At 62.8% G+C, this 24,134-nt stretch carries 22 protein-coding genes and 1 pseudogene; 11 read left to right on the top strand and 12 right to left on the bottom strand.

The features are described from left to right. From EN745_RS02285 to argE, 4 genes are all read right to left on the bottom strand, one after another. A partial coding sequence (locus tag EN745_RS02285; RefSeq protein ID WP_145991970.1) for an aldehyde dehydrogenase family protein occupies positions 1–472 on the bottom strand: 472 nt, incomplete at its 3' end. A 143-nt stretch (positions 473–615) separates the two neighbouring features. Then, positions 616–969: a cupin domain-containing protein gene (locus EN745_RS02280; protein WP_127420436.1), complete on the bottom strand. Its 354-nt coding sequence runs from the start codon at positions 967–969 to the stop codon at positions 616–618. Positions 970–993: 24 nt separating this feature from the next. Next, positions 994–1,917 carry a glyoxylate/hydroxypyruvate reductase A gene (locus EN745_RS02275; protein ID WP_126058844.1) on the bottom strand — a complete coding sequence of 308 codons (924 nt, stop codon included), beginning with the start codon at positions 1,915–1,917 and terminating at the stop codon, positions 994–996. A 12-nt stretch (positions 1,918–1,929) separates the two neighbouring features. Then, positions 1,930–3,054, bottom strand: a complete 1,125-nt coding sequence (gene argE, locus EN745_RS02270) for an acetylornithine deacetylase (RefSeq protein WP_127420435.1) — start codon at positions 3,052–3,054, stop codon at positions 1,930–1,932. 237 nt (positions 3,055–3,291) lie between these two features. On the opposite strand from argE, the gene EN745_RS02265 reads away from it, so the two are divergent. Continuing rightward, complete coding sequence (locus EN745_RS02265; protein ID WP_127420437.1) at positions 3,292–4,194, top strand: GNAT family N-acetyltransferase; 903 nt, start codon at positions 3,292–3,294, stop codon at positions 4,192–4,194. Positions 4,195–5,046: 852 nt separating this feature from the next. Here EN745_RS02265 and EN745_RS35900 read toward each other — a convergent pair. From EN745_RS35900 to EN745_RS02245, 4 genes are all read right to left on the bottom strand, one after another. Then, positions 5,047–5,220, bottom strand: a complete 174-nt coding sequence (locus EN745_RS35900) for a hypothetical protein (protein ID WP_189347354.1) — start codon at positions 5,218–5,220, stop codon at positions 5,047–5,049. A 33-nt stretch (positions 5,221–5,253) separates the two neighbouring features. Continuing rightward, positions 5,254–6,195, bottom strand: a complete 942-nt coding sequence (locus EN745_RS02255) for a WD40 repeat domain-containing protein (RefSeq protein ID WP_210213724.1) — start codon at positions 6,193–6,195, stop codon at positions 5,254–5,256. Between the two features lie 200 nt (positions 6,196–6,395). Next, positions 6,396–6,704 (bottom strand): hypothetical protein, encoded by a 309-nt coding sequence (locus EN745_RS02250; RefSeq protein ID WP_127420433.1) that lies wholly within the window; start codon positions 6,702–6,704, stop codon positions 6,396–6,398. Between the two features lie 11 nt (positions 6,705–6,715). Beyond that, positions 6,716–7,192, bottom strand: coding sequence for a hypothetical protein (locus EN745_RS02245; protein WP_127420432.1), 477 nt, complete (start codon positions 7,190–7,192; stop codon positions 6,716–6,718). Positions 7,193–7,741: 549 nt separating this feature from the next. On the opposite strand from EN745_RS02245, the gene EN745_RS02235 reads away from it, so the two are divergent. The 10 genes and pseudogenes from EN745_RS02235 (at position 7,742) to EN745_RS02190 (ending at position 17,671) form a co-directional block, all read left to right on the top strand. Further along, complete coding sequence (locus EN745_RS02235) at positions 7,742–9,415, top strand: aromatic/alkene/methane monooxygenase hydroxylase/oxygenase subunit alpha (protein ID WP_210211267.1); 1,674 nt, start codon at positions 7,742–7,744, stop codon at positions 9,413–9,415. A gap of 50 nt (positions 9,416–9,465) precedes the next feature. Next, positions 9,466–9,657, top strand: coding sequence for a hypothetical protein (locus EN745_RS02230; RefSeq protein WP_127420431.1), 192 nt, complete (start codon positions 9,466–9,468; stop codon positions 9,655–9,657). After that, the gene (locus tag EN745_RS02225) at positions 9,657–10,715 is read left to right on the top strand and encodes a 2Fe-2S iron-sulfur cluster binding domain-containing protein (RefSeq protein ID WP_127420430.1); all 1,059 of its coding nucleotides are present in this window, start codon (positions 9,657–9,659) and stop codon (positions 10,713–10,715) included. The genes EN745_RS02230 and EN745_RS02225 overlap by 1 nt, the downstream gene beginning before the upstream one ends. A gap of 52 nt (positions 10,716–10,767) precedes the next feature. Next, positions 10,768–11,826 (top strand): aromatic/alkene monooxygenase hydroxylase subunit beta, encoded by a 1,059-nt coding sequence (locus tag EN745_RS02220; RefSeq protein ID WP_126058853.1) that lies wholly within the window; start codon positions 10,768–10,770, stop codon positions 11,824–11,826. 17 nt (positions 11,827–11,843) lie between these two features. Beyond that, positions 11,844–12,212 (top strand): MmoB/DmpM family protein, encoded by a 369-nt coding sequence (locus EN745_RS02215; protein WP_040968968.1) that lies wholly within the window; start codon positions 11,844–11,846, stop codon positions 12,210–12,212. 85 nt (positions 12,213–12,297) lie between these two features. Beyond that, the gene (locus EN745_RS02210) at positions 12,298–13,320 is read left to right on the top strand and encodes an amidohydrolase family protein (RefSeq protein ID WP_126058854.1); all 1,023 of its coding nucleotides are present in this window, start codon (positions 12,298–12,300) and stop codon (positions 13,318–13,320) included. A gap of 5 nt (positions 13,321–13,325) precedes the next feature. Then, positions 13,326–14,123, top strand: coding sequence for an iron-sulfur cluster assembly protein (locus EN745_RS02205; protein WP_126058855.1), 798 nt, complete (start codon positions 13,326–13,328; stop codon positions 14,121–14,123). Positions 14,124–14,199: 76 nt separating this feature from the next. Then, entirely contained in the window at positions 14,200–15,831 is a 1,632-nt protein-coding gene (locus EN745_RS02200; RefSeq protein WP_127420429.1) for a molecular chaperone GroEL, read from the top strand. 38 nt (positions 15,832–15,869) lie between these two features. Then, on the top strand, positions 15,870–16,913 hold the full coding sequence (locus tag EN745_RS02195) for an NAD(P)-dependent alcohol dehydrogenase (RefSeq protein ID WP_126058857.1): 1,044 nt from the start codon (positions 15,870–15,872) through the stop codon (positions 16,911–16,913). Between the two features lie 70 nt (positions 16,914–16,983). Further along, positions 16,984–17,671, top strand: a pseudogene (locus tag EN745_RS02190) (aquaporin). Between the two features lie 81 nt (positions 17,672–17,752). On the opposite strand, the gene EN745_RS02185 reads toward EN745_RS02190, so the two are convergent. The 4 genes from EN745_RS02185 to asnB all read right to left on the bottom strand — a co-directional run bounded on the left by EN745_RS02185 (position 17,753) and on the right by asnB (position 24,123). Continuing rightward, positions 17,753–19,759 (bottom strand): sigma-54-dependent Fis family transcriptional regulator, encoded by a 2,007-nt coding sequence (locus EN745_RS02185; protein ID WP_245487602.1) that lies wholly within the window; start codon positions 19,757–19,759, stop codon positions 17,753–17,755. A gap of 144 nt (positions 19,760–19,903) precedes the next feature. Further along, complete coding sequence (locus EN745_RS02180; protein ID WP_127420427.1) at positions 19,904–20,377, bottom strand: hypothetical protein; 474 nt, start codon at positions 20,375–20,377, stop codon at positions 19,904–19,906. A 175-nt stretch (positions 20,378–20,552) separates the two neighbouring features. Next, complete coding sequence (locus EN745_RS02175; protein ID WP_126058861.1) at positions 20,553–21,977, bottom strand: O-antigen ligase family protein; 1,425 nt, start codon at positions 21,975–21,977, stop codon at positions 20,553–20,555. Between the two features lie 175 nt (positions 21,978–22,152). Then, positions 22,153–24,123: an asparagine synthase (glutamine-hydrolyzing) gene (gene asnB, locus EN745_RS02170; protein WP_127420426.1), complete on the bottom strand. Its 1,971-nt coding sequence runs from the start codon at positions 24,121–24,123 to the stop codon at positions 22,153–22,155. Between the last annotated feature and the right edge of the window lie 11 nt (positions 24,124–24,134).

Raw genomic sequence — 24,134 nt, 5'->3', positions numbered from 1 at the left:
GGGTGATCGCGCCGACCACGCCATAGGGCTCGCTCATGATCATGCCGAGACTGGCGTCGTCGGTCGGCACGAGCTCGCTGCCTTCCTTGTCCGCGAACTCGGCAAAGAAGCGGATCTGCTCGGCCGTCACCGCGATGTCGCCGGCGATGAGCTGACCGACGGGACGGGTGGAGCACAGCGCTTCGATCCTCGCCAGCGTTGCGGCTTCGGCCTCGATCAGGTCGGCCCAGGCCTGGAGCGCCCTGGTACGCTCGCGCGGCCGGACGCCGCCCCAGTTGCTGGCCTTCAGCGCCGCCTTGGCGCTCTCCACCGCACGGTCGATCATGTCGGCGCCGGCCACGGGGCAGGCGGCATATTCCTTGCCGTCCGACGGCCGGCGCATCTCGATCGCGCCCTCGGCCGCGATCATTTCCCCGCCGACAAAATGGCCGACGGGAAGGGGAACCGTGTTCGGATCGAAGCTCAGGCTCATGGGCAACCACCTAGCGTTGGCCGCAGCCTAGCGCGGGCGGGCAAGCAGCATGCATCGTTCGGCGAACCGCTGCGGACGATTGTTGCGTGCCGGCCGCACGCGACGGCAAAATCTGTCGCTGCCCTTGAAACTGCGCCGACCGTTCAGCCGACCGTCACGTAGATCTTGCGCACCGTTTCGATCGTCTTCCAGACCCCGGTGAAGCCCGGCTTCATCACGAAGCTGTCGCCAGCCCGGTAGGTCACCGCCTGGCCGGCATCGGGGGTGATTTCGACGACGCCGGAGAGGATGTGGCAGAACTCGAATGTCTCGCCCTTGATCGAGCGCGTCTCGCCCGGTGTCGCCTCCCAGACGCCGGTATGGACCAAGTCGTCCTTCGCGGCATCCTGCGCCCAGGTCTTGAAGGCAGGGTCGCCGGCAATCAGCCGCTCCGGCAATGCCTTGGATTCGCGTGGCGAAAAGTTCGGATTGGTGTCGACGGATTTGAGCAGGGACAAAGCATGGCCTTTCGGTTTTGGACTTCAATAGCCGCGCGACCGCTCGACGAGCCCGATGGGATCGAGACCGGCGCGGTGGCGTCTGATGTTTTCGATGACGGCGCGGGCGGCGGTCGCCGGCTGGGTGACGCTGGCGATGTGCGGGGTCAGGATGATCTTCGGATGCGCCCAGAACGGATGGCCGGAGGGCAGTGGTTCGGGATCGGTGACGTCGATCATCGCCGCCGACAGATGGCCGCTGTCGAGCGCCGCGACAAGCGCTTCGTGGTCGAGCTGCGGCCCGCGGCCGGTGTGGACGAGCGCCGCGCCCTCGGGCAGTTTCGCGAACAAGTCGGCATTGAGGAAGCCACGTGTCTCCTCGGTCAGCGGCAGCAGGCCGACCAGAATGTCGCTGGCCGCAAGCATCTCCTGCAGCCCGGGCCGGCCATGATGGCAGGTCACGCCCTCGATCCGCTGCGGCGAGCGGCTCCAGCCAGCGAGCGGGAAGCCGAAAGGTTTTAGGCGATCAAGGACGGCCTGGCCGAGCTGCCCGAGGCCGAGCACGCCGATCCGGCGCAAGGCGGCCTGAAGCTGCGGTATGTCGCGCCATTCGCCAGCGCGTTGCTGTGCCAGATATCCAGGGAGGTTGCGGTGGAGCGCAAGCACGGCAAGCGTCACATATTCCTGCATCATGCGCACGATGCCTTCCTCGATCGTACGCACGATCTTCACCTGTTCCGGCACGGTATCGAGGCGGAACTGGTCGACGCCGGCGCCGATGGAAAACAGGATCTCCAGGTTCCTGTAGCGCGCGAGGTCTTCCGGCGCAGTCCAGGTGATGAGATAGCGTACGGCGTCGGGATCGACTGTTGCTGCATTCGTCGTGAAGGGGATGTCCGGCAGTTCCTCGGCGAAGGCCTCTGCGAAGACCGCGCCGCGGCGCGCATCGGAATTGAACAGGAAGGTCATCCCCGTTCCCCTTCAAGCCGCGCAGTGGGCGCCCAGCGCCTCGATCAATCGCTGGCAGGCGGCGAGCTCGCTGGCGAGGATGTATTCGTCGGGCTTGTGGGCGCGACCTATGTCGCCCGGGCCGCAGATGATCGCATCGAAGCCGGCGGCCTGGTAGAGTCCGGCCTCCGTGCCGTAGCTGACGGCGGCGAGCGGCGCTTCGCCGGTCAGCTCGGCCAACAGTGCCGCCAGGCTCGAGTCCTGCGGCAGCGACAGCGCCGGATAGGCGCTCATCGGCGTCCACTCGATCCGAAAGCCGTCGACCGCAAGGGCTTCGGCTCGCGCCCTGACCGGCGCGAGCAGGCTGGCCGGGTCGACGCCGGGTATGGCGCGGGCCTCCAGGTCCAGCGTGCAGGTGTCTGGAATGATGTTGACCGACTGCCCACCCGTCACCACGCCCGCCTGCAGCGAGGAATAGGGCGGCTCGAAGGCGGGGTCGAACGGACCGCACGTCAGCCGCTCGGCTTCGCTGACGGCCGCGCCCAGCGCAGCGGCCATGGCATGGATGGCGTTGAGCCCCAGATCAGGCCGCGATGAATGGCCGGACCGCCCGTTGACCGTCACCCGAGCCGCCGCCTTGCCCTTGTGGCCGCGCACGGCGCGCATGCCGCTCGGCTCGCCGACGATGACGCCGAGCGGTTTCGCGCAAAGTTCGGGAAGGCGCGCGATCAAATGCGGCACGCCGCGGCATCCGACCTCCTCGTCATAGGAAAAGGCGAGATGAATCGGTCTGGCCAGGCGCAGTTTCGTCAGTGCAGGCACAGCCGCGAGCACCGCTGCCAGAAACCCCTTCATGTCCGTGGTGCCGCGTCCATAGAACCGTTCGCCTTCTCGGCGCAGCGTGAAAGGAGCCGAGCTCCAATGTGGCTCGCCGGCGGGGACGACGTCCATGTGGCCGGACAGGATGAAGCCCGGCACATCGGCGGGGCCGATCGTTGCGAACAGGTTGAAACGATCGCCCTCAGGCCCTTGGAGCAGGCTGACTTGCGTTCCGTGCTGCGCGAGATGGGCCTCGATCCAGCCGGCGATGTCGCCATTCGGCTCGCCGGCGACCGATGGAAAGGCGACGAGACGGTCGAGGATGTCGAAGACGTCCATTCCAGCCCTTAAGACATTTCGGGTCGCCGGATCGGTGTGGGCGACCGTAAGCTGCTAGATTTCGGGAGAAGATGTGCGCGTTCTTTCGCGATTGCGTGCCGAAAGCGGAAGTGTTTCAGTTGAATCTAGCGTTGGCGCGCGGCTTTCGAGCAAATCCTACCGGTCTGCTTGTTTAGCGTTGGCGGAGAGAGGGTGACCATCGACGCGTCATCTCTAGTGCGGCAATCTTTCAGGGGCATGGCATTGAAGCCGTCCGGAAGCTTGAAAATCGATACCTTCTCGATGCGCATCGGCGACATCGAGGGCATCGAGCTCGATCGGTTGCACGGGCACTCCCTGTCCGTCGGATGGCCGCACCGGGCCGAAGACTGGCAGTTCCTGCGCGAATCGGGGCGCGGCTTCGTGGCGCTCGATGAGATCGGCCGCGTTCTCGGTTCGGCCATGTGGTTCGCGCACGGCACCGATTTCGCCACCGTGGGCATGGTCATCACCTCGCCGCGACTGCAGACGCTCGGCGCGGGACAATGGCTGATGAAGCGGGTCTTCGAAAAGGTCGCCGGGCGCGATCTGCGCCTCAATGCAACACGAGCGGCAAGACGGCTCTATCTTTCGCTCGATTTCCAGCCGGAGAAGACCGTCTACCAATGCCAGGGCATCGCCCGTGCGGAGACGATGGGTAGACTGGCGGAGACAAGGGGCGATATCCGGACTTTGGGCGAAGGCGACATTGCCGCGGCGATCACGCTCGATGCGGCGGGATTTGGCGTCAGGCGCGCGGCGCTGATCGCAAAGCTCTTCGCGCACTCGGCCGGCTATGGTCTTTTCAAGGGCGGCAGACTGAAAGCCTTCGCGCTATGTCGCCCGTTCGGGCGGGGCCATGTCGTGGGACCGGTCGTGGCGGAAAGCGACGTCGACGCCGTGGCCGTCGTCCGGCCGCACGTGGTCGACCATTCAGGATCTTTCCTCAGGATCGATACGCATATGGACAATGGCGACTTCGCTGCCTTCCTGTCGCACAGCGGCATGCCGGTCTTCGACACGGTGCTGACCATGTCGCTGGGCAAACGGCTCGCCGATTTTGCCGTCGCAGGCGCGGCTATGCCGAAGACCTATGCTCTGGCGAGCCAAACTCTCGGATAGTTCGGTGTTTTCGTCGGCAAAAAGGCGCCGGCCAGCATTCAACCATTGCAAGGTGCGATCTGAACGTTCCGAGCAACTGGTACAGCGACACTCCAGTTGGCGATGCGATTCTTCCCATCGTTTTCAACACATCCTCGCTCAGTAAGAGTCTCCCGGGGCTTTCATCCTGACATAAATGCGCCAACCGCCATGTTAGAGTCCCACGATCGAGGACAGCTGCTACGTGCTGTTCTGAAATGAGAGGAGCGTTTCCTACGTCCAGGATCAGCCGTCGCACCGTGCTCTTCCAGTCGGGCACCACCGTTGTCGCCTTGACCGCATCAGCCACGGCACTCGCCACCGAGGCACCGCGTCGAGAAGGAGAACCGTCGAACGAACTGCGAGCGTTGATCAACGCGCATAAGACGGCATACGAGCGTTCAACAAAGCCGTCCATGAAACGGGTAGCAACAGCCGCGACTACGATGAGGCCAGCCGAGAAGAGGAGAGGGCGCTGATCTCCATCTGCGCCTTTCCCGTGGCCACGCAAGGCGATCGCTTTGCCAAGGCACGATATCTTCTCGAGATCGAGGCGCGCGGCGAACTAGATTTGCCGGAGCACATGCAAGCTCTGCTCCACTCCACGATGTGGACGGTATGAGATCGCGGCATTATGGCGAGTGGTTCTCCATCTGATCGGCGGCATGGATGCGCAATGCTCTCTGACCTCTTGGGCAGCTTCGCGCCGCATGCCGGGACACTCAAGCAGCCGTGTTTCGTCTACCAAATGCGAACCTCTTTGGCTCCGAGTCCCAGGCGATTTGCACCTAGATGCGGTCGTTCAAGGCACGACGAGCGGACAGTCTCGTTGGTCTAGTTGGTCTTCAATTGACCAACACGGTTCTCGGCAATCCATCGGGCGGCGAGCACAAGGGCTCCCATGCTGAAGTCCTTGCCGTGCTTTGCCACCATTTCTTCCGACAAATTGGCGAGCCGTTCAAAGAATTCATCCTTGCTCCTGTCTTCGGGGGTGAGTTCGGTTTGCATTCTCTTCTCCTGTTGTTAGCGGCCTGCATTGGCCTATTTGAACATCTGCGCGGGAAAGGTGACGATCGCGACGGTACCATCGACGGCACCCACCGCCAGGTGGCGTCCGTCACCGGACCAGTCGAGCGCGGTTACTGCGCTGCCCATTGGCCTGACGAGGAGTTCGTCCCGCGCGCCGATCTGGGCGATGGTGATCCGGCCGTTGGCATAGCCGGCCGCAACCAGTCTCTTCTGCGGATGCGCGGCCATTGTCTCGACCGGCACCAGCCCGGCGCGACCTGTCTCCAGCGCGCCAGAGGTGTCTCCTTCAAGCGGCGGCGCAGTCATCGACCAACCGGCGATCCGGAAGGCGCCCGATGCAAACAGAGCGTTCTCTGGCAGGCTCCAGCACACTGTACGGACCGGCGTTGGAAATCCCGAGACGATCTCAGCCCGGCCATCAGTCATGCTGACCAGGGCAAAGCCTCCGGTTTCGAGCCCGCAGGCCAGCCAGGTGCCGTCGCCACTCCATCGGATCGATACCGGGCGCGACGAAAAGGCGAAATCACGTATCGCGGTGGCCTCGCTTTCGACCATCCAGATCGATAGCCGGTTGTCCAAGCTGCAGGCAAGGCGCCTTCCGCCTGGCGAAAAGGCCAGCGCATCGGCGGGCGGGGTCGCACCGTGGTGCAGCTTTGTTGCGGCGCTTCCGCCGCGCGACAGGAAGATGTCCTGCCCATTGCTGACAGCTGTCATGGCCGTCCGAGGGCTGTAATCGAAGGCGACGGCCGGTCCGTCAATCTTGACCAGCGTCTCCATCACAGTGCCGTCCGCTGCCAGATGCACCACTTTGCCGGCCGCCGTTCCGACCATGAAGCCGGACCCAAGGTAGCTTGCGAGCGGGACATCGCCTTCTCCCAGCGCGGCGGTAGTTATCAATGGTGCCGGTGCTCTTTCCCTGGGGCGGATCGTCGTTTGGCCAAGGTCGCCGCTCACCCTGATCCGCGATTCCGGCGGCTCCTGGTCCGCGACCGCAGCTATGGCAACCGTCCCATCAAGGCCGGTGAAGGCGACAGCCGAGGCATCGGCGCTGAAGCGCAGGTCGGCGACCGCCGACGGGCGGCGCCAGCTTCTGGCCAGCAGGTCGAACAAGGTCAGGTTCTGTATCGCGTGCTGGTTCATGGTCCTTCCCTTCGTCAGTTTCCGGTCTCCGCCAGGCAGCGGTCGACGTCGTCGATGTCGCCTTCGGTGGCGGCGATGCGCTCCTCGCACGTCGTGCATGCGTGTCTGAGTGCCGCGGCGCTCTCCTCGGCTTCATGCAAGTCTCGCACCAGTTGCACGTTTGGACCGCTTCGGCCGATCTCGAGCTCCAGGCGCAGCACGTCCATCTCGATACCGGAGAGTTTCTGGTTGAGCCGCTGCGCCTCCGAGGTCAGCGCCGAGACCGTGGCGACAAGATCGAGGCGGCGGGCGAGCAACGTGTCGCGTCTTTCGGTTTGGCCCATCGGATGCTCCTTCATTTTTCGTTTCCGCGCATCGGTCCTGGCGGTTGCTCGAACGCCGCCAGCAATCCGGGCAGTGTGCCGGCCTGCGACCGGAACTGCTTTTCGGCGGTCTCGATGTGGCTCTTCAGCTGATCCCAGATGTCGACGCTCATCACCGATGTTGTGTCGCCGGTGAGGCGCTCTATCTCCTCGACACGGAACTGGCGCGAGAGCGAAACGCCGGAAAACACGAAGTCGCGCAGCAGGATCGCGTGGTTCTCGATGAACAGATGGATCATCGGATGGGTTACCGCGGTGACGCCGCCGGCAGCAAGCTCGGCCCGGATGAAATCCTGAAAGTGGCTCTGGAGGCGAAATTGGCTCTCGCCCAGGAAGCGCATGACGAAGACCAGATCGCGAGGCATCAGCCTGACAAGATCGCCGGCGATGTCGTCTGGCTGTCGGGATATTGGCGATGGCAGGCCTTGGCTGTCCTTTTCATCAGGCATGGGCTCTCTCCAATGCTGAGCCGCATGGGCCGCCTCTTCAAAATAATAGAGACAGGATAGAATTGAATAGATGAAATCTGTTTTATGAATGCTGCGAGAGCTAAGTAAGCATTTCGCAAATGCGAATTGAGTATAAATATTACAGGCGTAATTTACATCTGTAAAATAACGTTACAGTTGGCTGCCGCGTTTCGCGGCGAAGTGAACGGCGATTGGTTTCGAACGGCCGGCGTTGGGCTTTTTTCAAAACTGGCACGGCGCTTGCTTTGTCATTTGCATAAGAAGCCCATCGCACTTTGCGGTGCCAAAAGAACGAAGGAACGGAGGAAGCAGGTCAGGTCCGCTTCGGTACGCCCATCGCAGCAGCGGTTGGCACCGGGCGCTGCCGATACCTCGGAAACCTTTGCCGCGATCCACTCGAACAGCCCGACGATGAGTCGCGCCTGAATGCGCAACCCTTTGTCGTGCCGTTCGCACTCTCACTGGCGGCGTTGTGTGCCGTCTCACGCCCGGATCAAGGGATCCGCGGCTCAAACCTGGTGGAGGCTTATGACGATGTCGTCTCTGACGCTCAACAAGATCACCTCGCAACGCGGCATTTCCGTAGGCGAGGCGACGAAGAAGATTTCCGACCTCGGTTGGAACCCGACCTATGTCCAGGAAGCGATGACGTTTCCGACCGACTACAAGATCGCCAAGGCGCCGCGCGATCCGATGAAGCAGGTGCTGCGCTCTTATTTCCCGATGCAGGAGGAGAAGGACAACCGCGTCTACGGCGCGCTCGACGCTGCCCTTCGCGGTGACATGTTCCGCAATGTCGAGCCGCGCTGGGTGGAATGGATGAAGCTCTTCCTCGCCATCATTCCCTTCCCGGAAATCTCCGCCGCCCGCTCGATGGCGATGGTGGCGCGGCTGGCGCCGGGCGAGGACCTCAGAACCGGCTTCACCATGCAGATGGTCGATGAGTTCCGTCACTCCACCATCCAGATGAATCTGAAGAAGTGGTACATGGAGAATTACATCGACCCGGCAGGCTTCGACATCACCGAAGAAGCCTTCGGCAAGTGTTACGCAACCACCATCGGCCGCCAGTTCGGCGAGGGCTTCATCACTGGCGACACGATGACGGCCGCCTGCATGTACCTGACCGTCGTGGCCGAGACGGCGTTTACCAACACCCTCTTCGTCGCGATGCCTTCCGAGGCCGCCCGCAACGGCGACTATGCGCTGCCGACCGTTTTCCTGTCGGTGCAGTCCGACGAGAGCCGGCACATCGGCAACGGCCATTCGCTGCTGATGGCCGCGCTGAAGGAGCCGGAGAACCATCTGCTGCTCGAGCGCGACCTGCGCTACGCCTTCTGGCAGAACCACGCCATCGTCGACGCCGCCATCGGCACCTTCATCGAATATGGCACAACCAACCGCGACAAGAACAAGGAGTCTTACGCGGAGATGTGGCATCGCTGGATCTATGAGGACTACTACCGCACCTACATGCTGCCGCTCGAGAAGTACGGCATCAAGGTCCACCACGACGACGTCCAGGCCGCCTGGGAGCGCATCACCAAGAAGAACTACGTCCACAAGGTCGGTCAGTTCTTCGCGGTCGGCTGGCCGGTCAACTTCTGGCGCATCGAGGCCCAGACCGACAAGGACTTCGAGTGGTTCGAGCACAAGTATCCGGGCTGGTATGCCGAGTTCGGCGACTTCTGGAAGTGGTACGCCAAGCTCAGCCGCAAGGGCGAAAAGGTGCTGCTGTTCAACAGCGACGTCGGCTACGTCTATCCGCACCGCTGCTGGTCGTGCCTGGTGCCTTGCCTCATCCGCGAGGACATCGTGGTCGACGAGATCGACGGGCAGCTGCACACCTTCGCCCACGAGCTCGACCGCTGGACTGCCGTCGAGGCCTTCGCCGACGAGTACCAGGGCCGTCCAACGCCCGCGATGGGCCGCTTCAGCGGCAAGCGCGAGTGGGAGACGCTCTATGACGGCTGGGATCTCGCCGACGCCATCAAGGACCTCAACTTCGTCCGCTCCGACGGCAAGACGCTGATCCCGCAGCCGCATCTGCGCTTCGAGGCCGACCAGCAGTGGACGCTCGACGACGTGCGCGGAAACGTCCTCGGCTCGCCGCTCAAGGCGCTTCGCGGCATGTCTGCGGCCGATCGGGAGAAGCACCTCGCCGAGTATCGGGCCGGCTTCACCATCACGCCGTTCAATTGACGGTCAGGCGGGCCGGTTGCCGCCGGCCCGCCCACCGCTTGGTGGTCAACATGACACGCGCCCGCTTCGCCCTGCCCATCGCCATCGCGGCCTGGGCTGCAATCGCCGCAACCGTCTTCACTGTCACCGGGACGCGTCCGCCCGCCGACGACTGGAGGAAGGTGACGGCTGGCTACAAGGGCTCGCTCGGCCAGAAACCAAGAGCACCAGTGAAGATACTCGCTATCGGGAGTCCAATCTAATGACTGACGCTCACACAGTGCGCCTGGAGCCGGTCGGCGTCGAATTCGAGGTCGAAAACGGCGAAACGATCCTGAACGCGGCATTCCGCCAGGGCATCGCGCTGCCGCATGGCTGCAAGGAAGGGCAATGCTCGGCCTGCAAATGCGTACTGCTCGAAGGCGAAGTCGACATGCTGAAATACTCGACCTTTGCCCTCAACGACATGGAGAAGGATAGCGGACACATCCTGTTGTGTCGGTCGATTGCCTATTCCGACATGCAGGTCGAGCTCCTCAACTACGACGAGGAGGTTCTGGCGAAATCAATCGCTGTGAAGACGTTCAAGGGCCGGATCTCGAAGTTCGAGCATCTGACCCACGACATCCGGGGCATCGAGATCGAACTCGGCTCGCCGATGAAATTCTGGGCTGGGCAATATGTCGACATCACGGTCACCACGCAAAAAGGGGAGACGATTACGCGCTCGTTCTCCATGGCAAATACGCCGGACCAAACCCAAAAACTCTCCTTCATCATCAAGAAATACCCCGAAGGAAAGTTTTCCGGGGAACTCGATTCCGGAGGCATCCGTGTCGGAGCCGAGGTCACCGTCGTCGGACCCTATGGAACCTGCTTCCGGCGGGAAGAACGGCAAGGTCCCCTGATCCTTGTCGGCGCCGGCTCCGGCATGTCGCCGGTCTGGTCGATCCTCAACGATCACCTGAAGAGCGGCGAGAAGCGGGACGTCTACTTCTTCTACGGCGCGCGCACGCCAAGCGACCTGTTCTATCTCGACAGGATCACCGAGCTCGCCGGAAGCCACCCGGAGCTGAATTTCATCCCGGTGCTCTCGCACGTCAACGGCGAGGCGTGGGACGGCGAGCGCGGCTTCGTGCACCAGAGCGTCGATGCCAAGCTCAAACAGCTGGCGGTCGACGGGCAGGGCGACGTCTACGCCTGCGGTCCGCCGCCCATGATCGATGCGCTGCAGCCGGTCCTGTTCATGAACGGGTTCGAGACCGAACGCATCTTCTTCGACCGGTTCACCACGTCGTCCAGCGCCACCCCGGCCCATTGAGGTGGGCCGGAGCCAGCGACACCAAAGCAACTGCAACAAGGGAGTGAAGACAATGGTAGCAACGTCGAGTTCAGTCGGATCGGGAGCCGCGGGAGCCGCGATCTTCGCCGATTCGGACAGCCGGAAATATCGGTACTTCGAGCCGAAGGGCCAGCGCGCCACCCATTACGAGGATGTCACGGTCGACGTGCAGCCCGACCCCGAGCGCTACCTGATCCAGGACTGGATCATCTCCTTCTCGAACGGCAAGGGCGCCTACGTCAAGGACAACACGGCTGCCAGGAGCTCGAACTGGCATGCCTTCCGGGCTCCCGATCAGGAGTGGGAGCGTACGCACTACCAGCGCCAGTCGAAGATCGAGACGATGGTGCAGAGCGTCATCACCAACGCCCGCCGCGCCGGCGCGCCGAAGACCTTCGACAAGGTCTGGTCGAAGCTGCTGCAGGCGCATCTCGGAGCCTGGAAGCATGCCGAGTTCGGCCTGGGCACATCGCTCATGCAGGCGCAGCGCTACGGCTACACGCAGATGATCAACAATGCGACGCTCACCAATTCCTCCTACAAGCTCCGGCTGGCCCAGGACATCACGCTCTATCTCGCCGAGATCGGCATGGACATCGCCGGATGGGACGACGAGCTCGGCAAGAAGCACTGGCTCGAGGACGGCGTGTGGCAGGGCACCCGCGAAGCGGTCGAGACCATCATGGGCATGGCCGACTATCTGGAGCAGTACTTCGCCATCAACATCGTCTTCGAGCCGCTGGTTGGCGAACTGTTCCGCTCCGGCTTCCTGATGCAGGCGGCGGCGGCCAACCACGACTTCATCACGCCGCCGGTGATCTCGGCGGCCGAAGCCGACTACGAGCGCAACCTCGCCAACACCATCGACCTGATCTACCTGCTCGCCAACGACGAGACGCACGGCGCGGCCAACAGGAAGCTGTTCCAGGGCTGGGTCAAGAAGCACGGCGCGCTCGCCGACAAGGCAGCCGCCGGCCTGCAGCCGATCTGGTCGATGCCGCATTCCAAGCCGGTTTCGTTCACCGACGTTCGCGCCCAGTCCGAGGAACGGATTGGCCGGATCCTCGGCGAACTCGGCCTCAAGCGCTGAATAGGGGAGAACACATCATGTCAGTAGCAGCACGCGACGCTTCGCAGTCTAACATCTTCAAATCGATGAAGGACATTACCTTCGAGCAGACGATCTCGCACCAGTGCGGCGTCACCATGAACGACTCGGTCGAGGCGCGCGCCATCGCCGAATTCATGGGCAAAAAGCCGGGAGTCATCGTTACCTACCAGCCAGCCATGATCCGCATCGACGGCAACGGCAAGCTGATCTTCAAGATGGACGAGATCAGCGAATATCTGGGTCGCGAGATGACCGCCGAAATCTTCGAGGTCAACACCTCCACCCACTACGGCCGCATGGTGCGCATCGACGACAACACGGTGATCCTGTTCGGGAACATGGACGAGGTCTTCGAATACATCTGAGCAACGATCCGGCGCGCCGCCCGGACGCGGCGCGCCGAAACCTTCAACACAACGCCCCACCAACACGACGACTGCGGAGGCAAGAATGTACAGGACACCTGAAGGCAAGGACATCTTCGTGGTCGATGGCCACACTCATTTTTGGGACGGCAGCCCGGAGAACCAGAGGAACATCCACGGCAAGCAGTTCATCGACTGCTTTTATGCCTATCACACAAACCTGAGCCCGAGGGAGCAACTTTGGCCGAAGGGCAAATTTGAGAAATACAGCGCCGACGATCTTTATCGCGACCTGTTCATCGACGGTCCGGATGACGTTGCGATCGTCCAGTCCACCTACCTGAAGGACTTCTACAAGAACGGTTTCAACACGATCGAGCGCAACGCCGAGGTCGCCAAGCGCTACCCGGACCGCTTCATCGTCAACGGCTCCTTCGATCCGCGCGATGGCGAGAAGGCGCTGGAATACATCCACTTCATGAAGGAGACCTACGACGTCAAGGGTGTGAAGATGTACACGGCCGAGTGGAACGGCGCCTCCAAGGGCTGGAAGCTCACCGATCCCGATGCCTACAAGTGCTTCGAGCTCTGCGAAAAGCTCGGCATCAAAAACATTCATGTCCACAAGGGCCCGACGATCATCCCGCTCAGCAAGGACGCGTTCGACGTTCACGACGTCGACCACGCGGCGACGGATTTCCAGGGCCTCAACTGGATCATCGAGCATTGCGGCCTGCCGCGCCTCGACGATTTCTGCTGGATCGCGACGCAGGAAACCAATGTCTATGGCGGCCTGGCGGTAGCGCTTCCCTTCATCCACTTGCGCCCGCGCTATTTCGGCGAGGTCATCGCCGAACTGCTGTTCTGGCTCGGGCCGGAGAAGCTCCTGTTCGGTTCCGACTACGCGATCTGGACGCCGCGCTGGCTGATCGAGAAACTCTGGGCCTACCAGATCCCGCAGGACATCGCTGCAGAACGCGGTGTACAACTGACCGACGAGATCAAGGAGAAGATCCTCGGCCTCAATGCCGCGCGCCTCTACAACATCGACATTGATGCGAAGAAGAAGGCGCTCGCAAGCTCGCCCTTCAGCATCGCGGCGGAGTAGGGGCCATGGCAACCGCCAGCGTTTCCGGCAGCCGCGAGGAGGAAGTCTGGCGGCGCCTTGGCGAGGTCAACGACCCGGAACTCGACGAAGCCATCACCGAGATGGGCTTCGTCGAGCGGGCCGAGATAACCAGTGACGGCACTGTGGAGGTCGACTTCCGCCTGCCGACCTACTGGTGCTCGCCCAATTTCGCCTTCCTCATGCTCGACGGTGTCCGCAAGGCGCTCGACCGGCTCTCCTGGTCGCCTGCCTATCGCGTGAAACTGCACGACCACATGTTCGCCGAAGAGGTCAACCGCGGCATCGAGGCGGGCAGGACTTTCGGCGACATCTTCGCCGAGCTTGCCGGGGACCAGGATATCGACGCCTTGCGCGAAACCTTCAGCATGAAGGCCTTCAAGCGGCGCCAGGAGGCGGTCTTGCGCGGTCTGCGGGAGCACGGCCTGACGGATCGCGAAATCCTCGGCATGGATCTGGCGGCATATGATGCCGCCAGCTTCGAGCCGGGCGAGGCGGCCGCGCAGAAGCCACGGTACCGGGCGGCTCTGCTCCAGCGGTTTGCTGACCGCTGTCCAGGCGATCCGGTCTTCGTGACGTGGGAGGGGCGACAAATCCCGCCCGTAGCGCTCAGCGCCCACCTCGCCGAGCTGCGCGGCGTGCGCGTCAACATGGAGTTCAACGGCGCGCTTTGCCGTGGACTGAAGCAGACAAGATACAAAGAACTGAGTGTGGTCGACGGCGAGCCGACGCTGGTCGACTTCATCATGGACCGCGTGCCGGCGCGAAGCGCGCCGGCCGTCTAGGCAACGTCGAAAGCAACGGCCTCCCTCGCACGAGGCCCCCAACCAACAAGCCGCCCGTAAGGCGGAAGGAGGAGTCATGCCTAAAATAATGCTTCACAATTCGCAGGCCCGCCGGGCCCTTGCCCGCGGCGTCTATAGGCTGGCGGCGGCCGTCGAACCTACGCTTGGCCCCAAAGGCATGAACGCCATGATCGACCGGCCGATCGGGACGCCGATGGTGACCCGCGACGGCGTCAGCATCGCCTCCGAGATCGAACTGCATGACCGTTTCGAGAACATGGGCGCGCAGGTCGTTCGTGAAGTGTCGATGCAGACCAACGAGGTCGCCGGCGACGGCACCACGACCGCCATCGTGCTCGCCAACGCGCTCATCCAGGGTGGCATCGAGGCGAATGAACGCGGCGCCAAATCGGTCGATCTCTGCAAGGGCATCGACCGCGCGGTGGCGGCGGTGGTTACTGCCCTCAAGGCCTCGGCCAAGCCCGCCAAGGGCAACGGCATCCTCGCCTCGGTCGCAAACATCGCCGCGACCGACGCCAGGCTTGGCGCGCTGGTGGCGGAAGCGCACGAGCGCGTCGGGGCGGAAGGCGTCATCACCACCGACTTCAGCGTGACCACCGAGACCACGCTTGACGTGGTCGAGGGCATGTCCTTCGACCGCGGCTACCTCTCGCATCACATGGTCACCGACCAGGAGAAGATGGAGGCCGTGCTCGAGCGGCCTCTGATCCTGATGACCGACCTCAAGATCAAGGACCCCAAGGCGCTCGAGACTGCCCGCCGCATCGCCGACGAGGCCGGGCGGCCGCTGCTGATCGTGTCGGAGGAAGTGTCGCCGGAGGTGGTGGTGACGCTGCTCGGCAAGCAGGGGTCCGGGAAATACCTCATCGTCCATCCGCCGGAATACGGCCATTGGCGCAAGGCGATGATGGAGGATCTGGCGATCATCACCGGCGGCAAGGTGATCGCGCGCGATCTCGGCGGCCGGCTGGAGGACATCACAGCCGAGGATCTCGGAACGGCCGAGCGGGTGAGGACCAGCGCGTCCTATACCTCGATCATTCGCGGCGGCGGCGACCATGCTGCGATCGCGTCGCGCCGCGCCCAGGTGCAGCGGCAGTACGAGGCCGCGCCGCCGAACATCGAGCAGGACAAGCTGCGCGAGCGCCTGGCCAAGCTTTCCGGCGGCACGGCCATCCTCTACGCCGGTGGCGTCACGCCCGTCGAGCAGAAGCGGACGATCCAGCTGATCGAGGATTCTCTCAATGCCGTGCGCGCCGCCTCCGAGGAGGGTGTCGTCGCCGGCGGCGGCTCGGCGCTGGCCCAGATCGCGCCCCTGCTCGACAAGGTGGCGGCCGAGGCGGAAGGCGACATCGCCGAAGGCGTGCACCTGGTGCGCTCGGTGTTGTCGCGTCCGCTGTGGCGCATTGCCGCCAATGCCGGCGCCGATCCCGAAACGGTGGTGGCCGAGGTCACCCGCGTCAATGGCGGTTATGGCTACAACGCATCGGCCGGCAGCTACCAGAACATGTTCGAGGCCGGGATTATCGATCCGGTGCGCGTCACCTACACCGCGCTCGCCAACGCCGCCTCCGTGGCGACGCTGATCCTCACCACCGAAACACTGATCGGCGATCTCGCCGAGGACGAGGACCCGACCGCCGGCCCGGCACGTGGCGGCGGTTCGGAAAAGCTTGGCCGCGCCTGACGCGCATTCCAACGGAACGATTTGGAAAGGACACGATGATGAAAGCCGCGAGACTCTACGAATACGACCCGCACATGAACGTGAAGCTCAAGATCGAGGACGTCGTCGCGCCGACGATCACGGCCCCTGACGAGGTGATCGTGCGGGTCGGTGCCGCCGGACTGTGCCGCACCGACCTCCACATCATCGAAGGGGTGTGGAAACCGACCATGGATCCTGACGGCAGCCTGCTGCCTTACATCATGGGCCATGAGAATGCCGGCTGGGTCGAGGAGGTCGGCAGCGGCGTCCGATCGGTCAAGCGCGGCGACGCCGTGATCTGCCATCCGTTCCGCTCCTGCGGCATCTGCCTCAACTGCCGGCATGGCGAAGACATGTATTGCGACAATGGGCAGTTCCCCGGCCTCGGCATGAATGGCGGCTTCGCCGAATATTTCATCACCAGCGAGCGCTCACTCATCAAACTCAACGCCAATGTCACGCCGATCGAGGTGGCGCCGCTGGCCGACGCCGGCATCACCGCCTACCGCGCCGCCAAACGGGCGGCGAAGCTGTTGCGGCCAGGAAGCTACTGTGTGCTGCTCGGCATCGGCGGGCTCGGCCACATCGCGTTACAGTCGCTGCACGCGATTTCGGGCTGCCGCATCATCGCCGTCGACCGCGAGCCGGCGGCGCGTGTGCTGGCCAAGGATCTTGGCGCCGACTTCGTCCTCGACGGCGGGCCGAACGTTGTCGAGGAGGTAAAGGCGATCACCGGCGGCGGCGCCCATGTCGTCATCGATTTCGTCGGTGAACTCGGCGTCGAGAACATCTGCTGGAAGATGGTGCGCAAGGGCGGCCAGCTCTTCGTCGTCGGCTACGGCGGCGCGGTCAACGTTCCGACCGCGCATCTGGTCATCGAGGAGATCAACATCGGCGGCAGCCTGGTCGGCAATTTCACCGAGCTCGTCGAACTGATGGAGCTCAACGCCGACGGCAAGGTGAAGATGCACTACACCGAGTACAACCTCGCCAGCATCAACACCGCGCTCGACGACTTCAAGAACCGGCGCTTCACCGGCCGCGGCGTCATCGTTCCCTGAACCACCTGGACCGGATCCACGCCAAACGACCGCGTCGGTTCCGATCCGTCATCTGCAAGGAGAGGAATTAATGAACAAGTGCGTCTGTGAATTCGTCGGCACCTTCGCGTTGGTCTTCGTCGGCTGCGCGACGGTTCTTCATGCGCTCCGAGGTCGGCCTGCTCGGAGTCGCCCTGGCATTCGGCCTGTCGGTGGTGGCGATGGCCTATTCGATCGGGCCGATTTCAGGCGCGCATCTCAATCCGGCGGTGAGCCTCGGCGTCTTCGTTTCCGGCCGGATGAAATCCAATGACCTTGTCGGCTATGTCGTCGCGCAATGTCTGGGAGCGATCGTCGCGTCGGCCGTGCTCTACGTGATCGTCCAGGGCAAGGGTGGCGGCTATGACGTCGCCGCGAATGGTTTTGCCCAGAACGGCTGGTCGGCCTATTCGGCGACTTCGGCGTTCCTGTTCGAAGCAGTCGCAACATTCCTGTTTGTGCTCGTCATTCTGCGTGCCACAGCCGAAGGCGGCGCGGGCGCTCTGGCAGGCCTGGCGATCGGACTGACGCTGGTCGTGATCCACCTCGCCGGCATTGCTGTGTCAGGATCCTCGGTCAATCCGGCCCGCTCGCTCGGGCCTGCTTTGTTCGCCGGTGGAACCGCGCTGTCGCAGCTCTGGCTCTATATTGTGGCCCCTTGTCTTGGCGCCGCCGCAGCCGGGCTGGCGGAGCGCGCTGGTGTGATCGGAGCCGGCGAAACGGTGTCGCAGCCGGCCTGACCGACTGCCGCCTGCGGCTCCCTTTTGGCTGAAATCCTCCCAAACCATGGCATGAATGGCATGGGTTCCCTTTTCCCCTCGTCAAACGAACTCGCGCCGGATGCCGTATTGCTCGAGCTTGCGATAGAGTGTTGGCCGCGAGATGCCGAGCCGCTGCGCGACCCGGCTAAGATTGCCATTCTCCACGGCAAGCGCATTTTTCAACGCCTGCCGTTCCGCCTCGGCGAGCGTGCCTTCAGGCACCTCCGGCGAGATGACCGCAGTGTCGCTCGACTTCGCGCTCTGTCCGGATGCGGGGGCCGTGATCTCCGCGGGCAGATCGTGAAGTCCAATATCTCGGCCGCGCGCCAGGACATGCAGACGTCCGACAAGGTTCTTCAGCTCGCGCACATTGCCCGGCCAACGATAGGCGAGCAGCGCGGCAAGCGCTTCGTGCGAGAATTCCAGCGGCTCCTCGCCTGAGGCTGCGGCGATCCTGCGGTTGAAATGCTCGACCAGCAGAAGCACATCCTCGCCGCGCTCACGCAGCGGCGGCACCGTGATCGAGACCGCGCCAATTCGGTAATAGAGATCACTGCGGAAGCGGCCCGCGGCGACTTCCTGCTTGAGATCGCGGTTGGTCGAGGCGACCAGCCGGACGTCCACAGGCCGGCCTCGGCTGTCGCCGATGCGGTTGACCACCCGCTCTTCCAGAACGCGCAGCAGGAATGGCTGGATCTCGAGCGGCATTTCGCCGATTTCGTCGAGGCTGAGCACGCCACCATTGGCAAGCTCGAAAACGCCGGGCTTGCCGTCGCGCGAGGCGCCGGTGAAGGCGCCGCCGACATGGCCGAACAGCTCGCTGCCGAACAATTCCTTTGTGATGGCGCCGCAATTCATCGCAATGAAAGGATCGTTTGCCGTGCGCCGGCTGCCGGCATGGACAAGCCGCGCAAACAGCTCCTTGCCAACGCCAGTCTCCCCTTCGACCAGCAGCGAGGCGACGCTGTTCGAGCGGGCAACGCGACAGGCGACATCGACGGCAGCAAGCAGCGCCTCGCTTTCGCCGACGATCATGGCGGCCGCGTCCTGAAGGTGCTTGTCCGCCTCCCGGTGGGTCACGCTGGAGACTGCAGGCGCCGACGGGAACACGAGCGCCGCGCCGCGCAGGTCGCCGTCGAGCTTGAGCGGCGTGATGTGGCAGGAACGCAGATGGGCCGGCAGCGCCCTGGCGATATCGGCCTCCGAGCCGGACGAAGGAAGGTTCATCAGCCAGCGCCCACGCCCAGCCTCCATCCGACCGTCCGTCATTTCAGTGGCTTCGCCATCGGGCACGTTGTTGCGGAAGATGGCGCGGCCACGATGATCGAGGATCACCAGCCCGTCTTTCCGGCGGTAGCTGGAAGCCGAGGAGATGAAAGCCTCGAGCAGGCGCGTTCGTTGCTCCGCCTGCTGCTCGGCCAATGCCTTTTCGATCTGCCGGGCCGTTGCGGCGACCAGAGCGGTGTTATGCGGCCGGAAGATCGGCGAATAGCCCGACAGGTCGACGACACCGATGATCTTGCCGTCCAGTGGATCGCGGATCGGCGCACCGGCGCAGGTCCAGGACTTGATGCCGGCGCAGAAATGCTCGGCAGCATGGACGAAAGTCGGCTCCCCGGTCCACAGTGCCGTACCTATGCCATTGGTTCCGACAGCGTCCTCGTTCCATTTGCCGCCGATGGCAAGGTGGATATCCATGCCGTTATGCAGTGTCTTCTTGTCGCCGATAGCGTCGATCAACACCCCGTCGCTGTCGGCAAGAACCAGCATAGCGCCTGTTCCCTCCAGCAACTGGCCGATGGAGGCGAAGGACCGACGCGCCGCCGCGAGCAGTTCGGCATTGGCCCGGGTCAGAAATTCGATCTCGTCGCGATCGCTGTTGAGCGGGGCTTCATGCCCTTGCGCATTGATGCCGCCGGTTGCGCTGCGATACCAGGAGTCGTGAATGAGCGAGCGGACGTGGCTTGGCTTGATTGGATCGCGGGCACATTTGGGTTCGTCGGCCAGAAAATCTTCCCAGGCGCGCATGGTGGCGCGCTCGTCATAATCGATGTTGCTCAGAACCATTTGCCTGCCGGCTGACGGCGCACGCGCCGGAAGAGCATCGATCTTCATCTGACTGGGACCCGGATCACGTTTCATTCAGTCATCACGGAACCTTTGAGACCATCGCTATGTGTTCTCGGCGATCCGGACGTCGCGTCCAATTGGTTAGCCGATGCCGAGCTTGGCGCCGATTTCGGCGGCAAGCTGTTCTTCGGAGTAAGCGCCGGTGAGGCGCCTCCCATCCATGTCGGCAAGCTTGGCAGCTACGGTTTCGTCGACCGGCGCGAAGTAGCCATTCTGTTTCGTCGCCAGCACGAAAATCTGTTCCCGGTCGCGATCGCGTACGTCGCCGATGTGATGGAGCTGGCGGCCCGTGTTTTGATCCTTCGAGACCACGCGACCGTTGATGCTGATATGGACAGACGGCCTGGCTTCCGACGCCGACACCGGGGCACCACCAACGTGGATGATAAGGCCCTCGACCTTTGGCAACTGGCGTGGCTTTTTGGAAGCTGAATAACCGCCGGCGCTGAGCTGGTCGGCAAGGCGGACGATGGTGGAGCGATTTTGCTCGATCAGTCGTTTGATCTGTACGTCCTCGCGCCGCGGGCCATCCCGCTTGGAGATGATCTCGACCATGAATCCTCCCAGATTCGTTGGCAGTGCTGTTAGGGCAATTCTTCTCCTTTGCAGCGAACCTTACACTGCCACAGTCGGGTTCGCCATTCATATTAGTTAGCGCCGAAATAGGTGTCGTTGGTGGCAGGTGGCTGCTACAAAGGGCTGGTACTCGTACGTCTGAGTAATGCCCGCGTCAGGCTGCCTTGGCTTGCCCGTTACCAGCCATACGACCCGGTCCAAATCCCTGCATAGCCAAACGCACCTGCGACGCTTCCAGGGAATCGAGCTCGGCATGGTCGAGGTCGTCGTGGCCGAGAACGTCCATTATCCGCCTGGTGGTCGGACCGGGGATGGCAATAGGAGCTTTTTTTATCGGTGGCACCGTGCGTCCGCTAGCCAGGTATGTTCCGGAAACCAGGAACACCATCAGCGTCGAATCGAGAATGTCATGGCCGACAAGGGTGCCGGTCAGGCCGCCAATGACATAGACGATGACGGTGACGACGATCATTGTCGCACCGAACCGCTCGACTGGATCGGCACTGAGGCGCAGGACCCTTGCTGCGTTCCAGACCGCCGCGCCGAAGATTGTCGCGAGAGCCAGAGCTCCAAGCAACCCGGCTTCGACAAGAGCGGTCAAAAAGCCGTTGTGAAAGTGGTTGAAACCTTGGTTCGTCCCAAATCGCTCCTTGAATCCCTCCTGGGTAAGCGTGCGACTGGCGGAAATGCCGTGGCCGAAAAATGGGGCTTCACGAAATGCATCGAGGCCTATGTCCCAGAGTCCAACCCGCAATCCGAGTGGAGTGGAATGATCGCCTCTGGTGGTGAGGGCCTGCCAGTCATCGAAGAGGAAATGAGTGCGATCCACGATGATCGGAAATGTAATTGCCGCCGTTAACAAGCTGGAAGCGCCTGCTACCACCAGCAACCGCCTCATATTCGCTCGAGTGAACCTCCGGCGATTGACCACAAGGATGGCGACAACGGCAACCAATAAGGCCACCCAAACCATACGCGAGCCCGAGTAGACAGTCGCCACGACCCCGGCGAGTGCGGCGACAGAGAGTGGCTTCCAGGCTTTCTCCATTCCCGACAGAGCGCCCGAAAGGCACATCATCACGGCGAGACAGGTGACAGTCGCAAAAACGATCGGATTTCCAGCCCCCCCTTCTGCCCTGAGCATCCCGATCCAGTAATATTGGACGATGGCGAGGACCAACGCACCGCTACAGGCCGCAGCGCTCGCAAGCACAGCAATGCGCGCAAGGCTGGCCTTGTCGATGATGCTCCAGGTCGAATAGGAGATCGGGAAGAACAGCAAGGTGACCAGCGGCAGGAAATACGCGACGTCAGCCCGCAGCGTACCGTTGACGATCGAGGCCAGAACCATAGCCGCGCAGTAGGCATAGATCGCAATGGTCATGGCAAGCATCGGCCGGTCGACATTGAAGCGCCGCCGTTTGGCTGCCAGCAGCAGCACCGACCAGAGTGCGCCGCCATGAAAGACGAAGCTCACCGCCGATCCCAGCACAGGTGGCGAAAAGAAACAGGCGATGGAGAAGTAGATGATGACCTGCGCGGGTGTGAGATGCCGCCGGAGCGATATGAACGGGTTCAATGCCTTGCTTCGCAATCTTCCAGATTGTGCACGGATCGTTCGAAGGTCCCCGCCATCCCTTTTCCCGAGCCGGTATAGCCGCTGGCTCCGGTATCCGATAGTGCAATACCGCCGCGCCCCGCAACCGGCTGTGAGGGCGGGCAGTCCTGACTGAAATTGTCGGCCACGCGCCACCTCAAGCCGCGACAGCCGTTGAGGCTCCCTGGTGTGCTTCCCGCCATGATTGGAACATCAGTACGTCCCAGAGCGGATACTGGTGGTTGCGCTGTCCAGAAAGGTGTTCGGACCAAGCGCGCCGAATCGCCTCCGGCCGGAAGAAGCCATCTTCGCGCAGCCGGCGCTCGTCGAGCAGCGCCTCGGCCCAATGGCGCAGCGCACCGCGCAGCCAGGTGTCGATCGGTACGCCAAAGCCCATCTTTGGGCGTTCGATGAGCCCGCGAGGGATATGCCTGTACAGGAGTTGCCTGAGTGGCCACTTCGTCTTGTTCTCGGCCCGCAGGATGGAGAGCGGCAACGAGAGCGCGAAGCCTACCAGGCGATGGTCGAGCAGCGGCACGCGGGTCTCGAGGCCGACAGCCATTGCCGCGCGGTCGACTTTCACCAGAATGTCGTCCGGCAGATAGCTCATCATGTCGAGATACATCATCCGCTCGACGCTGCCCGGTAAGGTCGGAAGTGCTTCCAATCCGGTCAGCATCGTGGGTGGCTCGACCGCATCGGGAATGATCTCGGACGGCTCCCAGTGCGAGCAGAGACGACGATAGACGTCGTTCATGGTTCGAAGCGAAAGAACCGACGCCGCCTTGTGGATCTTGTCGCCTACCCGCTCGCGCCGAAGGCGTCGCGGCAAGAGCGGCATGATCCCGTCTGCGACATTGTCATACAGTTCGGGGGACGGCAGTGTTGCCAGGCTGGCCGACACGCGACGCAGGCCGATCGGGATGCGGGAAAGCTTGTTCCAGAGCGCGTCAGCGAGCGCGTAGCGCGTGTAACCGGAAAACAACTCATCTCCGCCGTCGCCCGACAGCGCAACGGTGACACTGCCACGCGCCAGTCTGGAGACGAGGAAAGTCGGGATTTGCGACGAGTCCGAAAACGGCTCGCAATAGATGCCCGGCAGTTGCGGCACGACGTCGAGGGCGTCCCGGTCGCTCAAATATAGTTCCGTATGGTCTGTGCCGAGATGGCGCGCCACATGTTCGGCATGATCGGCTTCGTTATAGCCGGCTTCGGCGAATCCGATCGTGAACGTTCGCACAGGCCGCGAACTGATCGACTGCATGACCGCCACGATTGCGGAAGAATCTATGCCGCCGGAGAGGAAGGCGCCGAGCGGTACATCGGCTATCATCTGCCCTTCGAGTGCGCGGCGAAGATGGCGCTCGACTTCGTCGACCGCTTCCTGTGGGCTTCCTTGAAAAGGTTCACGGCGACCCTGTTCCGCGACCTCCCTCGCGTTCCAATAGCTCTCTACGCGTGGCTCGCGCACAGGATCGGAAAGAACGAGAAGGTGGCCAGGTCTTAATTTGCGGATGCCCTCATAGATGCTGTACGGCGCGGGAATGTAGTTGTGGCGCATCAATAGCGCCAGCGCATTCCGGTCGATCGCTGGGCGCCAGTCGGGAAGCAGATGAAACGCCTTGGGCTCGGAGGCGAAGGCAAACGCCTTACCAACACGGCCATAATACAGGGGCTTCTCCCCCAGGCGATCGCGCCCGAGAAGAAGGGTTCTCTCTTTCCGGTCCCACAGGCCGAACGCGAACATGCCTGTGGCCAACTCAAGAGCTTGTTTTAGCCCCAGTTCCTCGATCGCAGCCAGAAGGACCTCGGTATCGGAATGCCCGCGCCAGGCACGATCGCCATGTTCCCGATCGAGAAGCGTGCGCATCTCACCGTGATTGTAGAGTTCGCCGTTGAAGACGATGACGTAACGGCCGCCGTGCGAAGTCATGGGCTGGGCGCCAGCCGATGACAGATCTATGATTGCCAGCCGTCGTTGACTAAGCGCGACACCCGCCTCAGCATCAGTCCAGACGCCGTCGCCGTCCGGCCCTCGGTGCCGGATCATGTCGGCCATGCGACGTACAGTGGAGGCGCCGCTGCTCGTCGCGGCCACGCCACCCACAATGCCGACAATACCGCACATCCGGCGTCGTT

Source organism: Mesorhizobium sp. M4A.F.Ca.ET.022.05.2.1 (genome assembly GCF_003998845.1).
Taxonomy (GTDB): domain Bacteria; phylum Pseudomonadota; class Alphaproteobacteria; order Rhizobiales; family Rhizobiaceae; genus Mesorhizobium.
The sequence above is the reverse complement of the archived record's forward strand: the minus strand, read 5'-3'. Positions and strand labels throughout refer to the sequence as shown.

What these genes read in the sequence shown, in the direction of transcription:
- EN745_RS02275 (WP_126058844.1), bottom strand. Translation starts at nt 1,917, where the DNA reads ATGACCTTCCTGTTCAATTCCGATGCGCGCCGCGGCGCGGTCTTCGCA.
- argE (WP_127420435.1), bottom strand. Translation starts at nt 3,054, where the DNA reads ATGGACGTCTTCGACATCCTCGACCGTCTCGTCGCCTTTCCATCGGTC.
- EN745_RS02265 (WP_127420437.1), top strand. Translation starts at nt 3,292, where the DNA reads ATGGCATTGAAGCCGTCCGGAAGCTTGAAAATCGATACCTTCTCGATG.
- EN745_RS35900 (WP_189347354.1), bottom strand. Translation starts at nt 5,220, where the DNA reads ATGCAAACCGAACTCACCCCCGAAGACAGGAGCAAGGATGAATTCTTT.
- EN745_RS02250 (WP_127420433.1), bottom strand. Translation starts at nt 6,704, where the DNA reads ATGGGCCAAACCGAAAGACGCGACACGTTGCTCGCCCGCCGCCTCGAT.
- EN745_RS02245 (WP_127420432.1), bottom strand. Translation starts at nt 7,192, where the DNA reads ATGCCTGATGAAAAGGACAGCCAAGGCCTGCCATCGCCAATATCCCGA.
- EN745_RS02235 (WP_210211267.1), top strand. Translation starts at nt 7,742, where the DNA reads ATGACGATGTCGTCTCTGACGCTCAACAAGATCACCTCGCAACGCGGC.
- EN745_RS02230 (WP_127420431.1), top strand. Translation starts at nt 9,466, where the DNA reads ATGACACGCGCCCGCTTCGCCCTGCCCATCGCCATCGCGGCCTGGGCT.
- EN745_RS02225 (WP_127420430.1), top strand. Translation starts at nt 9,657, where the DNA reads ATGACTGACGCTCACACAGTGCGCCTGGAGCCGGTCGGCGTCGAATTC.
- EN745_RS02220 (WP_126058853.1), top strand. Translation starts at nt 10,768, where the DNA reads ATGGTAGCAACGTCGAGTTCAGTCGGATCGGGAGCCGCGGGAGCCGCG.
- EN745_RS02215 (WP_040968968.1), top strand. Translation starts at nt 11,844, where the DNA reads ATGTCAGTAGCAGCACGCGACGCTTCGCAGTCTAACATCTTCAAATCG.
- EN745_RS02210 (WP_126058854.1), top strand. Translation starts at nt 12,298, where the DNA reads ATGTACAGGACACCTGAAGGCAAGGACATCTTCGTGGTCGATGGCCAC.
- EN745_RS02205 (WP_126058855.1), top strand. Translation starts at nt 13,326, where the DNA reads ATGGCAACCGCCAGCGTTTCCGGCAGCCGCGAGGAGGAAGTCTGGCGG.
- EN745_RS02200 (WP_127420429.1), top strand. Translation starts at nt 14,200, where the DNA reads ATGCCTAAAATAATGCTTCACAATTCGCAGGCCCGCCGGGCCCTTGCC.
- EN745_RS02195 (WP_126058857.1), top strand. Translation starts at nt 15,870, where the DNA reads ATGAAAGCCGCGAGACTCTACGAATACGACCCGCACATGAACGTGAAG.
- EN745_RS02185 (WP_245487602.1), bottom strand. Translation starts at nt 19,759, where the DNA reads ATGGTTCTGAGCAACATCGATTATGACGAGCGCGCCACCATGCGCGCC.
- EN745_RS02180 (WP_127420427.1), bottom strand. Translation starts at nt 20,377, where the DNA reads ATGGTCGAGATCATCTCCAAGCGGGATGGCCCGCGGCGCGAGGACGTA.
- asnB (WP_127420426.1), bottom strand. Translation starts at nt 24,123, where the DNA reads ATGTGCGGTATTGTCGGCATTGTGGGTGGCGTGGCCGCGACGAGCAGC.